This window comes from Limnobacter sp., from assembly GCF_043511195.1.
Taxonomy (GTDB): Bacteria; Pseudomonadota; Gammaproteobacteria; order Burkholderiales; family Burkholderiaceae_B; genus Limnobacter.
This window is the reverse complement of record NZ_CP121330.1, coordinates 2,338,933-2,351,755: the sequence shown is the minus strand read 5'-3', so window position 1 is coordinate 2,351,755 and position 12,823 is coordinate 2,338,933. Positions and strand designations below refer to the sequence as shown.

Below are 12,823 nucleotides of genomic sequence, written 5' to 3'. Positions count from 1 at the left end.
TCCATCGGGTTTTTTACTCGGGTCATGGCTGACCTGAGAACTGCTTTAGTTTGAACCACTTCTGAATTCAGGTTTTGTTTCAACCAAAACCAGATTCTCGGAGGCAATCTGAACAACCGGCTTTCGCTCGCGTGGTGCTCGAACCGGCTTTGGTGTGACTGCCAGATTCGACTGTACAAGCGACCATTTTTCATGGTCCGTTTCAACCCACAACATACCGGCGCTGCTCAACATTTGTTCCAGCTCAACCTTGTTCAGCTTTGCTGTTGGCTTTGCTGTCGGCTTTACCGTTGGTTCAACAACTGGTTTGGTTTCCAGCTCGACCACAGGTGCAGTATCCGCTGGGCTTTCAACAGGAGCTTGTACTGTCTCGGCCTTGGCCACAGTCTCTTGTTCCGTTGTCTCAGGCTTTGCTTCTTCCGCCGGTTGGGCCACTGCAGCGATTACTGATTGAACAGCCTGTACTTCCGCACCCAAAACACCTGACTCATCGGGATTGTTCTCCGTAGAGCCCATTTGTGTTGGTTCTGCAGGTAAACCCATTTCAGAAACATTCATGCCGGTTGCTGCAATGGTTTGCTCTGCTGTCTCTTCAGAAACTTGTTCAGAGGTTTCTGAAGACTGCTCAGTGCCAGCATTGTCACGGGCTGCCCCATCACGGTTGCCACCACGACCACGGCGGCGGCGACGGCGACGTGGCTCATCACCACTCAGTTCCTCATCGTTGCCATAAGACATGGTTTCTGCAATCTTGTTGGCCAAGTCCTCGTCATCTGCTGCATCAGCGGCCTGGAAAGTATCTTCCGACTGCATGGCGGCCTGGTCTACAGCTGCTGCTGTTTCACCTTCGCCTGCGCCTCGGCCACCTCGACCACGACGACGGCGGCGGCGACCACCGGTACGTTCATTTTGCTCGGCAGAGGATTCAGATGCATCGCCAGCCACAGCTTCCACAGCGGCCAACGGTTTTACTTCCAGCACCTCTGCGCCTGCTGCACGCTCATCACGTGGTTTGCCCCGGCCACCACGGTTCTGTTGGCCAGAGCGTGTTTGCTGCGCATCAGCGGCTTTCACTTCGTCGCCAGTTGCTGTGCCTGTAGCCTCATCGTCACGACCACGGCCACCACGTCGGCGATTTCTTCCACCGCGACCATTGCGCTGATCATTTCGATCACCTTGAGACCGATTTTGTCCACGGCCACCACGATCATTGCTCTTCTGCTCGATGACCACTGCAGGTGCTTCAGCCGTGGTGTCACGTTTAAACCAAGCAATAATTCGTTGAATCAAGGAAGGCCCCGCAGGTGCAGTAACTGCAACAGCCCGTTCAGCTTTGGGCTTACGTTCCTGATGGGGAGGTGCTGGCTGGGTAGGAATTACTCCCTTGATCACCGCTTCCTGACGTTTAACCGCTTCGCCTTCAACTTTCTTCTCATAGTAGTTTGGCTCCTCCTTGGAAGTTGCCAATTCAAAACTCTGACGCGGATCTTCAAGACGCTCGTCATCATGGCGCAAGCGTGTTATTTCGTAATGCGGTGTTTCCAAATGTTTGTTTGGAATCAAGAGCACATTCACCTTCAAACGCGCTTCCAGCTTGTAGATTTCAGAGCGTTTTTCGTTCAGAAGGAATGTTGCCACGTCCACGAGAACCTGTACGTGCACACTGGCCGTACCTTCCTTCATGGCTTCCTCTTGCAGAATGCGCAATACATGCAGTGCTGTACTTTCTGTGTCGCGAATCACGCCAGTGCCGTTACAACGCGGGCAAGTGGTGTGGGAACCTTCGTTCAGGGCAGGGCGAATGCGCTGGCGGCTCAATTCCATCAGGCCAAAACGGCTGATTTTGCCCATTTGCACGCGTGCACGGTCAAAATGCAGGCTGTCTTTTACCCTGTTTTCAACTTCTTTCTGGTTGCCGGTTTTTTCCATGTCGATAAAATCGATCACGATCAAGCCACCCAGATCGCGAAGGCGCAGCTGGCGAGCCACTTCTTCAGCAGCCTCCAGGTTGGTGCGCAAGGCGGTGTCTTCAATGTCCGTGCCGCGAGTCGAGCGGGCTGAGTTCACATCGATCGACACCAAAGCTTCGGTGTGGTCAATGACAATCGCGCCGCCAGAGGGCAGGGGAACCATGCGGCTGTAGGCCGTTTCAATCTGGTGTTCAATCTGGAACCGGCTGAACAGCGGAATGTCGTCGCGGTAGCGTTTCACCAAATTCATCATGTCAGGCATGACATGCTGCATGAATTGCTTGGCCTGGTCGTAGATTTCATCGGTATCGATGAGCACTTCGCCAATATCGGGGCTGAAGTAATCGCGAATGGCGCGAATCACCAAGCTGCTTTCCTGGTAAATCAGGAATGCGCCATTGGCTGATTTACCCGCGCCGTCGATCGCTGTCCACAGTTGCAACAGGTAGTTAAGGTCCCACTGCAACTCCTCAACCGAGCGACCAATACCCGCGGTACGCGCAATGATGCTCATGCCTTTGGGGTATTCAAGCTTGTCGAGTGCCTCGCGTAATTCCTGGCGCTCTTCACCCTCGATACGGCGTGAAACACCACCACCACGGGGATTGTTGGGCATTAACACCAAATAGCGGCCAGCCAGAGAAATAAAGGTGGTCAGGGCTGCGCCCTTGTTGCCACGTTCTTCCTTCTCGACCTGAACGAACAGTTCCTGGCCTTCTTTGACGACGTCTTGGATCCGGGCTTTGCCAGCTTCAACGCCTTCTTTGAAATACTGTCGGGAAATTTCCTTGAATGGCAGAAAACCGTGACGATCTTCGCCGTAATTGACAAAACAGGCTTCAAGACTGGGTTCTACGCGGGTAATTACACCTTTGTAGATATTGCTCTTCCGTTGTTCACGGCCGGCTGTTTCAATGTCAATGTCGATAAGTTTTTGGCCGTCGACAATTGCGACCCGCAACTCTTCTGAATGAGTTGCGTTAAATAACATGCGCTTCATGCACACTCCAATGGCACCGCAGTGCGAAAAGAGATGCTGAAAAAGCGGAAGGAACAAAGAGATTCAAAAACGAATACAACAAAGCGCCGCTCGGCTTTAACCAAGAGCGGCGATTATACTAAGGCATTGATATTTAATAATAAATATTGGTTCAAATTTCACCTGCGTAAGGTGGGCCTGCGTCGTTTTTGTTAGTACCCAGCGCTTCTTGTGTGCGCTGGTGCGTAAAATTCTTTGTTTCCAGCTTAAGGCGGGCATTCAGCCGCGCGCCTCTTTTTCAGCCATCATTGCCACCATCCAGGGTAGGCGGCACACCCACTAAATAAAATCACGGTGGGGCGTATCCAGAACTGAATTCGGACGCTTCCCAAGCGATAATCCGATTATATGCTGAACCCGCTCAATTGGTAAAACAAAGAATTGAAAACACAGGAAAAACCCAATCCCGACAGGGCTGTTTTGCTCGAAATTGACGAAAAACATCAAGATCAGCGTTTGGACAACTTTTTGTGCAGTGTCTGCAAAGGCGTGCCCAAAAGCCACTTGTTTCGTATCATCCGCTCTGGCGAGGTTCGAATCAATCGAAAACGGGCCGAAGCAAAAACAAAACTATGTGTGGGTGATATAGTTCGAGTTCCACCCATTCAGGTGATAGAAAAACAAAGCCTTGAGTCCATTTCCTCAAGTAACACTTTAAATAAAACGCAACTACTAAAGGCAGCAGCAGATATTCCCGTGCTGTTTGAAGACGAGCACCTGCTTGTGGTGAACAAGCCATCAGGCATGGCCGTTCATGGCGGCTCGGGCTCTGCGTTTGGTTTAATTGAATGTATTCGGGCACTTAGGGCCGAAACGCATCAAGATTTAGAGCTGGTTCATCGAATTGATCGTGAAACCTCTGGAATCTTGATTATTTCTAAAAAACGAAGTGCTCTTAGAAAGTTACAAGAACAACTTAGAGCCAGATCTTGGAAAAAATATTACAAAACGCTTGTCTTGGGGCACTGGCCCAACGCGTTAAAGCAAGTGGATTTGCCTTTGTTGAAAACTCAGGCAGGCGAGAAAGAGGCACGAGTTTTTGTGGATGAAAGTGGCGACAAAGCCTGCACTAAATTCAAAGTAATTCAATGCTATAAGTCACCTTATTCAAACTTTACATTAATTCAAGCTCAAATTTTGACTGGCCGTACCCATCAAATAAGGGTTCACACCAGTGCCAACAAGTTTCCAATTGCTGGCGATGATCGGTACGGCAATTTTGAAATGAACAAACAATTGGCCAGGCACGGCTTGAAGCGCATGTTTTTGCACGCAGCTCGCCTGCAGCTGGTTCATCCAGCTACAAATGAAACTATAGTACTGGAAGCGCCTCTGGCCCCCGAATTGGACAGTTTTTTAAAATCGTTACAGGCAGTACAAAGCAGATGACCTACAAAATGGTGGTGTTTGATTGGGATGGCACCATACTCGACTCAACCGGAGCAATTACCCGGTCCATTCAACGTGCCTGTCTGGATGCAGGTTTGCCCGATCCTGGTGAAGAAATCGCTTCTTATGTCATCGGTTTGGGTTTGAGCGATGCCTTGCGTCATGCGGCCCCAGGCGCCAGTGAGTCTCAAATTGGCATGTTGGTTGAAAGTTATCGCAAGCATTATCTGAGCAAAGATCATGAGCTGGAGTTGTTCACTGGCGCCGTGCCCCTGTTAAAAGAACTGAATGACATGGGTGTGATCTGCACAGTGGCCACCGGCAAAAGCAGGCAGGGTTTGAACAGGGCCATGGCGAATTCCGACACAGCCCGTTACTTCATGAGTTCGCGCTGTGCCGATGAATGCCACAGCAAGCCGCACCCACAAATGATTCTGGAGTTGATGGAAGAATTCAATACTGATCCAGCCCACGTTGTGATGATCGGTGACACCACACACGACTTGAATATGGCCGTGGCGGCTGGTGTACACGCATTGTCTGTTCAAACTGGTGCGCATCCGCCCAAACTGTTGAACCAGGTGCCTCATTTGAAATCCTTTCGCTCAATCAACGAGCTGGCCCCATGGCTGGTTCAAACCATCTTAGCTCGCTAATTCATCATGCAGCAAATTCAAGTATGTCAATCCAGTGATCTTGAAGAGGGTGGCAATGGCTATCGCTTCAGGGTTTTGTACAACGGCGAAGAAACCACAGCGTTTGCGGTGCGGGTCGATGATGCCGTTCGGTGTTTTTTAAATCGTTGCTCACATGTGCCGGTTGAACTCGACTGGAACTATGGTGAGTTTCTCGACGATTCCGGGCGAATTGTAATTTGTGCCACGCACGGCGCCAGCTATGACGCCACAGACGGAAGTTGCCTGGGTGGCCCTTGCGACGGTAACCCATTGGTGCGATTGAATGTCGAAGAAAAAGACGGTGCAGTGTACTGGACCCCGACCGAGTTAATTACGGTGCCAGCCGACGGCATTGAGGACTAAAAATGAGTGAAGAAAATAATCAATGGGAGCGCAAGCTTCTTGAAAAGCTTGCCTCAGAGGCGCTGGTCGAACAACGTAGAAAAAGGCGTTGGGGTATCTTTTTCAAGTTGATCGGCTTGGCATATGTAGGCATCTTGATTGCCTCCGTGTTGGGGTTTACTGCCACGCCAAGTCTGGAAGTGAGTCGTCACACCGCTTTGGTCGATCTTGACGGCGTAATCGCCAGCGATAGCCTGGCCAGTGCGGACAGAATCAACTCCAGCCTGCGAACCGCTTTCGAAAGCGAAGGCTCCGTCGGTGTCATTCTTCGCATCAACAGTCCAGGGGGGAGCCCTGTTCAGGCTGGCCTGATCAATGACGAAATCAAGCGCCTGAGGGCCAAATATCCCCAAAAACCTTTTTATGCAGTGGTTGAGGAGGTATGCGCCTCGGGTGGTTATTATGTGGCCGCAGCTGCAGACAAAATTTATGTGGACAAGGCCAGTCTGGTCGGTTCAATTGGTGTGGTCATGAATGGTTTTGGCTTCACTGGCACCATGGAAAAGTTGGGCGTTGAACGCAGATTAATTACCGCTGGAGAAAACAAAGGGTTTCTGGACCCGTTTAGTGAAGCCGATCCATATGAAACGGAATTCGCCAAGCAAATGGCCGAGGAAATTCATCAGCAGTTCATTCGGGTGGTGAAAGAAGGGCGTGGAGAAAAACTGGCTCAAAACCCGGAGCTGTTCAGTGGCTTGGTGTGGACCGGCGCCAAAAGTGTCGAATTGGGCTTGGCTGATGAGCTGGGGTCAATTGACACGGTTGCCCGCGACGTGTTGAAAGCCGAAGATATTCTGGACTACACCGAACAGGATTCTTTTGCCGAACGTTTTGCCCAGCGCGTAGGCGTGGTGTTTGGTCAGGGTGTTCGCAGCGTGTTTCCGGAATTTGGCGCTCGCCAAAGCCTCGGTTTTCAATAATTCAGGCAGATAACCACAAAAACAGGCAGGGCATCTTGCCTGGAGTGGGTATCCGCTTTTTCCACTGCCCCACAGTGCTGGTTTGAATGTGCTGATCATCGCCAGTCAAGTCCCAGCCAATACACAGCAATGTCGAGTCTGAAAGCTGTTTGAGTAGCGCTTCTATTAGCTTGTCGTTTCTGAATGGCGTTTCAATCACGATTTGAGTGCACTGTTGCGCTTTCGACTCCCGTTCTGTTTGCTTGATCCAGGCATCGCGCGGTCCCGGTTCTAGCGGTGGGTAGCCATGAAAGCGAAAATTCTGACCATTCAAGCCACTTCCCATTAAGGCCAACAGAATAGAACTGGGGCCAACCAATGGGTGCACTGGGCATTCAAGGCGGTGTGCAAGAGCAACAATTTCTGCGCCCGGGTCGGCTATGCCAGGGCAACCGGCATCACTCATGACCGCGATTGGCTCCCCAGTCTTGCAGCGCTGAATTATTTCCTGACGCTGCTGGGGGTTCAATTGCGCAATTTCAAGTATTTGAAGTTCGCGAATGGCCACAGGCATGTTGAATTGCCCAAGCGCAGCCCTGGCGGGTTTTGCGTTTTCAACCAGCCAGGTGTTGCATTGCTGCACCAAGGGCAGGTCGGCTGCCAGTAGGGGAAGTTTCGGGGTTTTCTGGCTTAAGGGGCTTGGGACTAAGTAAAGCATGTCAGGGCAGGGTCAGTTCAAACTGTCGAAGTGCATTGGCCACCTCAATTAAGGGAAGTCCGATCAGGGCGGTCGGGTCACTTGACTCAATTCGCTTAAGCAGGGAAATGCCCAAGCCTTCGCTTTTCGCCGAACCCGCACAATCATAGGGTTCTTCTGCAATCAGGTAGCGTTCAATTTCAGCGGAATTCAGATCCCGAAATTCAACCGAGGTAGGTACAGTGAATTCAACGGTTTTTGAAGTTTCCAGGCAGTAAACACACACCGCTGTGTGAAACACAATTGTTTTTCCGCTCATGCTGCGTAGCTGCGCGCGCGCCCTGTCGTGGGTGCCAGGCTTGCTAATGGCGGCGCCATCAACGTCAGCAACCTGGTCCGAGCCAATGACAATGGCTGATGGGTGCTCTGCGGCCACAGCCATGGCCTTTTCTCTGGCAAGGCGCTTGCAGGTGTCCAGCGGAGTCTCCCCCGATTCGGGCGATTCATCAATTTGGGGCGATTCGCATCTGAAATTGATTTGAAGTCGGGTCAGTAGCTCGCGGCGGTACTTTGAACTGGAGGCTAAATAGAGTGAACGGGTCATTTGAATGGCGTGCTGGCTTTGACAGATTACGTTAGGCAGAGTATTATCGCGCGTTTCCTGCTTTTCTTATCGGCATGCGCCACAAAGGCCCATTAAAACAGTTTGATGAATTCGACGCTTGGTCGTTTTCTCGTTTGGGTGAAAGCATCCGCAGTGAAGATGTGACGTTTGAATTCCCAAGGCTGGCTGACGATGAAAACATTCTGGTCAGCGCAGTAGAGCACTGGGAAATATCCGGGCGTATCAACGCCAAGTCTGAAAGCGTTCTCCGGTTTAAAGGCCGGTTTAATGCCGAACTTTCTTGTGTAGTGTGTGGTTCAGGTGTGCCGTACGCCATCGACTTTGATCGTCATTTGATTCTAATGACCTCCGAGAGTCAGGCAGACAATTACGACGAAGACACGCTGAACGATGAAACTGACGTTGTTGCCTGCCCAGGTGCGATAAACTTGCGGGATTGGCTGGAAGATGAAATTTTGTTGGCTTGCCCAATGTTCCCCAAGCACGAGGCCTGCGCTGAAGAAGCCGGGCGAAGCTGGAGAGAAGAGGGTGCCGACCTTGAAGATACTGACGACCATCAGGATGACACTGCTGATGGTCCAATACAGGAAGTACAGCGTCCTTTTGCCAACCTGAGCGATTTGCTCAAGGGTAGCAAGAAGTAACACTTTTATACATGGAGCTTTAAAATGGCTGTTCAACAGAACAAAAAATCACCTTCGAAGCGTGGCATGCACCGCTCACACCAGAACCTGACAGCGCCCACCTTGTCCGCTGATTCTTCCTCTGGTGAAACACACTTGCGCCACCACATCAGCCCCAACGGCATGTATCGTGGCAAAAAAGTTGTAAAAACCAAAGCTGACGAGTAATTATTTACAAATCAACAAGGCAACTGCAGTCATGTTGCCATGAAAACCAAAAGGTCTAAGAACGGATGGTTCGCATAGCGATTGATTGCATGGGTGGAGACCACGGTTTGTCGGTCACCATCCCGGCCTGTTTGCGCTTTCTCAAGCAGCATCCCGATGTTCAGCTTGTGCTTGTTGGAAAACAAGCCGAGATTGAAGCGGCACTGGCCAAGAAAAAGGCGTTGGAGCATCCCCAAATTACCATTCGTCACGCAAGTGAAGTGGTGGAAATGGACGAGCCTCCAGCGCAGGCTTTGCGTAACAAGAAAGACTCCTCGATTCGAGTGTGTGCCAACCTGGTAAAAGACGGGTTGGCGTCTGCGTTCGTCAGTGCTGGCAACACCGGCGCCCTGATGGCGATTTCTCGTTTCGTTCTCAAAACCCTCGACAGCATTGACCGCCCTGCAATTGCATCTGCTTTGCCGAATATGAAAGGCAAAGGCACGCTCATGCTCGATCTGGGTGCCAACGTGGATTGCGAACCTGCTCACCTGTTTCAGTTCGCGGTAATGGGGTCAGCCTTCGTAAAAGGCACGGAAGGCATTGAAAAGCCGACTGTGGGATTGCTGAACATTGGCGAAGAGGTGATCAAGGGCAATGATGTGGTCAAAAAGGCCTCTGAATTGCTGCGCGCAAGCGAACTGAACTTTTACGGTAACGTAGAGGGCAATGACATTTACAAAGGCACCACCGACGTAGTGGTGTGCGATGGTTTTGTGGGCAATGTGGCCTTAAAAACCTCTGAGGGCCTGGCGCAAATGCTGGGTGACATAATAAAGACAGAGTTCAAGAGAGGCCTGTGGCCCAAAGTTGCTGCAGTATTCGCAGCGCCAGTGTTGCTTCGATTCAAAAAAAGGGTGGACCACCGCCGCTACAACGGAGCAGCATTGCTTGGGCTTAAAGGGATTGTGATCAAAAGCCACGGCTCGGCAGACGCCTATGCCTTCTTCTATGCGATCAAACGGGCTTACGATGCTGCCAACGGCAATTTGCTGGATAGCATCAGGCTCACCATGTCGCATTATGTGCCATTGGCCGCACCAGCTCCCAACAGCACTCAAGAGGCAGCAGCTTCTCCGGTCGAGGCGAAACCAGACCAAGTAATTTAATGTCTCATTACAGTGCAATCCTTGGCACTGGCGCAAGCCTGCCAAGGCGTGCGGTTTCAAACCAGGAGTTAACTGAGTTTCTTGCCGAAAAAGGTGTTGAAACCAGTGCTGAATGGATTGAAACGCGCACCGGAATCAAGCAAAGGTATCTTTGTGAGTCCGACGAAACCAATTGTCAAATGGCCAGTAAGGCCGCTTTGCAAGCCCTGAAGGCGGCTGGCGTCTTGCCTGATCAAGTTGACCTGATTGTGTTGGCCACTTCAACACCCGATCAGGTTTTCCCCTCGACCGCCTGTGCGGTTCAAGCTGAAATTGGCGCCAAAAAAGCCATGGCCTTTGATATTCAGGCCGTTTGTAGTGGCTTTGTTTACGCGCTGACTGTTGCTGATTCAATGATTCGTTCAGGTCAGGTGAGCAATGCTTTGGTGATCGGCTCTGAAGTGTTCAGCCGCTTGATGGACTGGCACGACCGCACCACCTGTGTGTTGTTCGGAGACGGAGCGGGTGCTGTATTCGTTCAAGCCAGCAAAGAGCCAGGCATTTTGGGTTGCAAGTTGCATTCAGATGGCACCCTGGGTTGTATTTTGAACACCACAGGTCGCATTGATGGCGGAAAAATTGTGGGAGACCCTTTTTTGCGCATGGATGGTCAGGCGGTTTTCCGGCAGGCTGTGTCTGTACTCGGGAACAACGCGCTGGAATTGTTTGAAAGCCTGAATTTCAAGCTGGAAGACCTGGATTTTCTGGTCCCGCACCAGGCCAATGTTCGAATTTTGCATTCCATTGCGAAAAAACTGAAACTACCCGAAGACCGGGTCGTGATTACGGTTGGAATGCATGGCAACACCTCTGCTGCCTCTGTTCCCTTGGCTTTGAACCACGCAATTGAGCAAAAACAGATTAAAAAAGGCGATAACGTGCTCTTACAAGGTGTTGGGGGCGGTTTTACATGGGGCAGTGTGCTCGTTCGCATGTAAAATAGCGCAAATTGCAAATTAGATGAATTCCTCGAAAATGACAAAAAAAATCGCCTTCCTGTTCCCAGGGCAGGGTTCGCAATCTGTCGGCATGCTGAATGCATTCAAAGGCAACAGCGCCACAGCCAGCCTTTATGCCAATGCAGCGCTCGAGGCTGAGCAGGCCTTGGGTCAAGACCTTGCCGGGTTAATTGAACAAGGCCCCGCCGAGTCGCTGAATTTAACCACCAATACCCAGCCTGCCATGCTGATGGCCGATGTGCTGGTGTTGCGCGCTTGGCTTTCAGCCGGTGGTGCAGCCCCCCACCTGGTTGCCGGGCACTCTTTGGGTGAATATGCTGCACTGGTTGCAGCAGGTGTATTCAGTCTTTCCGAAGGTTTGGGGCTTGTTCGTATTCGTGCCCAGGCCATGCAAGAGGCCGTTCCTGTTGGGCAAGGCGGAATGGCTGCCATACTCGGCCTGGCGGACGACCAGGTAAAGCAGGCTTGCCAGCAAGCCAGTGTGAACGGCGAAATCGCTGAGGCTGTGAACTTCAATGCGCCAAGCCAGGTTGTCATTGCGGGCAGTGCACAGGGTGTCAAGGCGGCTTGCGAGGCAGCCAAGGCTCTGGGTGCCAAGCGTGCGCTCGAGTTGCCTGTTTCTGCGCCATTTCATTCCAGCCTGATGAAGCCAGCCTCGGTTAAATTGGCAGCTGCCCTGGTCAATACAAATTTCAATATCCCAGCGCTGCCTGTGTACAACAACATTGATGTGGCTGTAGAATCCGATCCCGCGAGAATTCGTGACGCACTGGTTCGTCAGGCTTATGGCCCGGTTCGTTGGGTTGAAACAATTCAAGCCATGTCTGCTGCCGGCACCACGCTTTTTGTTGAGTGTGGCCCAGGCAAGGTGTTGGCTGGTTTGGTTAAACGTATCAGTGATGTGCCCGTGGTCAATGTTTTTGATCCGGAAAGCATTCAAGCGGCGCTTGGCGCCGTATAAAAGGGACTCACCAAATGACCATGTTTGATTTGACCGGAAAAGTGGCTTTGGTAACAGGTGCAAGCCGTGGGATCGGCAGGGAAATTGCCGTTACTTTGGGCAAGGCAGGTGCTACCGTGGTGGGTACGGCTACATCCGAAGCTGGCGCTGCTGACATATCAGAAGGCTTGAAAGCCGCTGGCGTGAAGGGTTTTGGAGCGGTGCTCAACGTGACTGATTCTGAAAGTCTTGAGCCCCTGTTTGCAAGAATTGCAGAAGAACTGGGCCAGCTGTCGATTTTGGTGAATAATGCCGGAATTACGCGTGACCAGCTTTCCATGCGCATGAAGGACGAGGATTGGGATGCAGTCATCGCAACCAATCTGTCGGCGGTCTTCAAGCTGTCCAAGCTGGCCATGAAACCCATGATGAAGGCACGAACTGGCCGCATGATTAATATCACTTCGGTGGTAGGTACAAGTGGAAACGCAGGGCAGGCCAATTATGCTGCAGCCAAAGCGGGCGTGGCCGGAATGACAAAAGCGCTCGCACGTGAACTGGGAAGTCGCAATATCACGGTAAACTGTGTGGCGCCCGGATTCATCCAAACAGACATGACTGATGCACTGAATGAAACACAGGTGGATCAGTTGAAACAACAAATCCGTTGGGTCGTATGGGGCAGGTAGGCGACATTGCTGCGGCGGTGTTGTACCTGGCCAGCGATCAGGCGGGGTATGTAACTGGAACCACATTACACGTGAATGGTGGAATGTGGATGGGCTAATGGCAAAGCGTTTAGAATATGATCTGTCATATCGCTTTGCTATTCTCACTCGATTTTATTAAAAACCCACGGAGGCTCCGTAATGGAAAACATTGAACAGCGCGTTAAAAAGATTGTGGCCGAGCAACTCGGCGTAAAAGAAGAGGAAATCAAGAACGAATCTTCTTTCGTAGATGATCTGGGCGCTGATTCCTTGGACACAGTGGAACTGGTCATGGCTTTGGAAGAAGAATTTGAAACAGAAATTCCTGACGAAGAAGCTGAAAAGATCACCACAGTTCAACAAGCGATTGATTACGTTAAGACAAACTCTAAGTCTTAATGGCTGGATTTGAAGGGGCGTAGAGGAGACTCTGTCTTCCTCGGCCCCTGCCTGTTCACGCAAAAACTGGATCAAGGGA

General features: G+C 51.3%; 13 protein-coding genes and 1 pseudogene. 11 read left to right on the top strand and 3 right to left on the bottom strand.

Annotated elements, in window-relative coordinates:
• Positions 1–45: 45 nt before the first annotated feature.
• Entirely contained in the window at positions 46–2,970 is a 2,925-nt protein-coding gene (locus tag P0D43_RS11195; RefSeq protein ID WP_394672436.1) for an Rne/Rng family ribonuclease, read from the bottom strand.
• Positions 2,971–3,390: 420 nt separating this feature from the next.
• Between P0D43_RS11195 and P0D43_RS11190 the strand changes: the two genes are divergently transcribed.
• From P0D43_RS11190 to P0D43_RS11175, 4 genes are read left to right on the top strand one after another with little or no spacing between them, the layout of a single operon-like run.
• Positions 3,391–4,398 carry an RluA family pseudouridine synthase gene (locus tag P0D43_RS11190; RefSeq protein WP_341238180.1) on the top strand — a complete coding sequence of 336 codons (1,008 nt, stop codon included), beginning with the start codon at positions 3,391–3,393 and terminating at the stop codon, positions 4,396–4,398.
• The gene (locus P0D43_RS11185; RefSeq protein WP_341238181.1) at positions 4,395–5,054 is read left to right on the top strand and encodes an HAD-IA family hydrolase; all 660 of its coding nucleotides are present in this window, start codon (positions 4,395–4,397) and stop codon (positions 5,052–5,054) included. The genes P0D43_RS11190 and P0D43_RS11185 overlap by 4 nt, the downstream gene beginning before the upstream one ends.
• A gap of 6 nt (positions 5,055–5,060) precedes the next feature.
• Positions 5,061–5,438 carry a Rieske 2Fe-2S domain-containing protein gene (locus tag P0D43_RS11180; RefSeq protein WP_159570449.1) on the top strand — a complete coding sequence of 126 codons (378 nt, stop codon included), beginning with the start codon at positions 5,061–5,063 and terminating at the stop codon, positions 5,436–5,438.
• A 2-nt stretch (positions 5,439–5,440) separates the two neighbouring features.
• Positions 5,441–6,397, top strand: coding sequence for a S49 family peptidase (locus P0D43_RS11175; protein WP_159570446.1), 957 nt, complete (start codon positions 5,441–5,443; stop codon positions 6,395–6,397).
• A gap of 1 nt (position 6,398) precedes the next feature.
• On the opposite strand, the gene P0D43_RS11170 is transcribed toward P0D43_RS11175, so the two are convergent.
• Both P0D43_RS11170 and P0D43_RS11165 read right to left on the bottom strand, forming a co-directional pair.
• Positions 6,399–7,094 carry an SAM-dependent methyltransferase gene (locus P0D43_RS11170; RefSeq protein ID WP_159570442.1) on the bottom strand — a complete coding sequence of 232 codons (696 nt, stop codon included), beginning with the start codon at positions 7,092–7,094 and terminating at the stop codon, positions 6,399–6,401.
• A 1-nt stretch (position 7,095) separates the two neighbouring features.
• Positions 7,096–7,677: a Maf family nucleotide pyrophosphatase gene (locus P0D43_RS11165; protein ID WP_341238182.1), complete on the bottom strand. Its 582-nt coding sequence runs from the start codon at positions 7,675–7,677 to the stop codon at positions 7,096–7,098.
• A gap of 74 nt (positions 7,678–7,751) precedes the next feature.
• Between P0D43_RS11165 and P0D43_RS11160 the strand changes: the two genes are divergently transcribed.
• The 7 genes and pseudogenes from P0D43_RS11160 to acpP all read left to right on the top strand — a co-directional run bounded on the left by P0D43_RS11160 (position 7,752) and on the right by acpP (position 12,744).
• Positions 7,752–8,342 (top strand): YceD family protein, encoded by a 591-nt coding sequence (locus tag P0D43_RS11160; RefSeq protein WP_394672435.1) that lies wholly within the window; start codon positions 7,752–7,754, stop codon positions 8,340–8,342.
• Positions 8,343–8,366: 24 nt separating this feature from the next.
• Entirely contained in the window at positions 8,367–8,549 is a 183-nt protein-coding gene (rpmF, locus tag P0D43_RS11155; protein ID WP_008249122.1) for a 50S ribosomal protein L32, read from the top strand.
• A 65-nt stretch (positions 8,550–8,614) separates the two neighbouring features.
• The gene (plsX, locus tag P0D43_RS11150; protein ID WP_159570433.1) at positions 8,615–9,697 is read left to right on the top strand and encodes a phosphate acyltransferase PlsX; all 1,083 of its coding nucleotides are present in this window, start codon (positions 8,615–8,617) and stop codon (positions 9,695–9,697) included.
• On the top strand, positions 9,697–10,674 hold the full coding sequence (locus tag P0D43_RS11145; protein WP_159570430.1) for a beta-ketoacyl-ACP synthase III: 978 nt from the start codon (positions 9,697–9,699) through the stop codon (positions 10,672–10,674). The genes plsX and P0D43_RS11145 overlap by 1 nt, the downstream gene beginning before the upstream one ends.
• 37 nt (positions 10,675–10,711) lie before the next feature.
• Positions 10,712–11,656: an ACP S-malonyltransferase gene (fabD, locus tag P0D43_RS11140; RefSeq protein ID WP_394672434.1), complete on the top strand. Its 945-nt coding sequence runs from the start codon at positions 10,712–10,714 to the stop codon at positions 11,654–11,656.
• 14 nt (positions 11,657–11,670) lie between these two features.
• Positions 11,671–12,422: pseudogene (gene fabG / locus P0D43_RS11135) on the top strand (3-oxoacyl-ACP reductase FabG).
• Between the two features lie 82 nt (positions 12,423–12,504).
• Positions 12,505–12,744, top strand: coding sequence for an acyl carrier protein (gene acpP, locus P0D43_RS11130; protein WP_008249131.1), 240 nt, complete (start codon positions 12,505–12,507; stop codon positions 12,742–12,744).
• Positions 12,745–12,823 lie beyond the last annotated feature (79 nt).

Excerpts from the sequence above, each read along its gene's own strand:
- P0D43_RS11170 (WP_159570442.1), bottom strand. The coding sequence starts at position 7,094 with ATGCTTTACTTAGTCCCAAGCCCCTTAAGCCAGAAAACCCCGAAACTT.
- rpmF (WP_008249122.1), top strand. The coding sequence starts at position 8,367 with ATGGCTGTTCAACAGAACAAAAAATCACCTTCGAAGCGTGGCATGCAC.
- P0D43_RS11185 (WP_341238181.1), top strand. The coding sequence starts at position 4,395 with ATGACCTACAAAATGGTGGTGTTTGATTGGGATGGCACCATACTCGAC.
- P0D43_RS11175 (WP_159570446.1), top strand. The coding sequence starts at position 5,441 with ATGAGTGAAGAAAATAATCAATGGGAGCGCAAGCTTCTTGAAAAGCTT.
- fabD (WP_394672434.1), top strand. The coding sequence starts at position 10,712 with ATGACAAAAAAAATCGCCTTCCTGTTCCCAGGGCAGGGTTCGCAATCT.
- P0D43_RS11180 (WP_159570449.1), top strand. The coding sequence starts at position 5,061 with ATGCAGCAAATTCAAGTATGTCAATCCAGTGATCTTGAAGAGGGTGGC.
- P0D43_RS11145 (WP_159570430.1), top strand. The coding sequence starts at position 9,697 with ATGTCTCATTACAGTGCAATCCTTGGCACTGGCGCAAGCCTGCCAAGG.
- plsX (WP_159570433.1), top strand. The coding sequence starts at position 8,615 with ATGGTTCGCATAGCGATTGATTGCATGGGTGGAGACCACGGTTTGTCG.
- P0D43_RS11195 (WP_394672436.1), bottom strand. The coding sequence starts at position 2,970 with ATGAAGCGCATGTTATTTAACGCAACTCATTCAGAAGAGTTGCGGGTC.
- acpP (WP_008249131.1), top strand. The coding sequence starts at position 12,505 with ATGGAAAACATTGAACAGCGCGTTAAAAAGATTGTGGCCGAGCAACTC.
- P0D43_RS11165 (WP_341238182.1), bottom strand. The coding sequence starts at position 7,677 with ATGACCCGTTCACTCTATTTAGCCTCCAGTTCAAAGTACCGCCGCGAG.
- P0D43_RS11160 (WP_394672435.1), top strand. The coding sequence starts at position 7,752 with ATGCGCCACAAAGGCCCATTAAAACAGTTTGATGAATTCGACGCTTGG.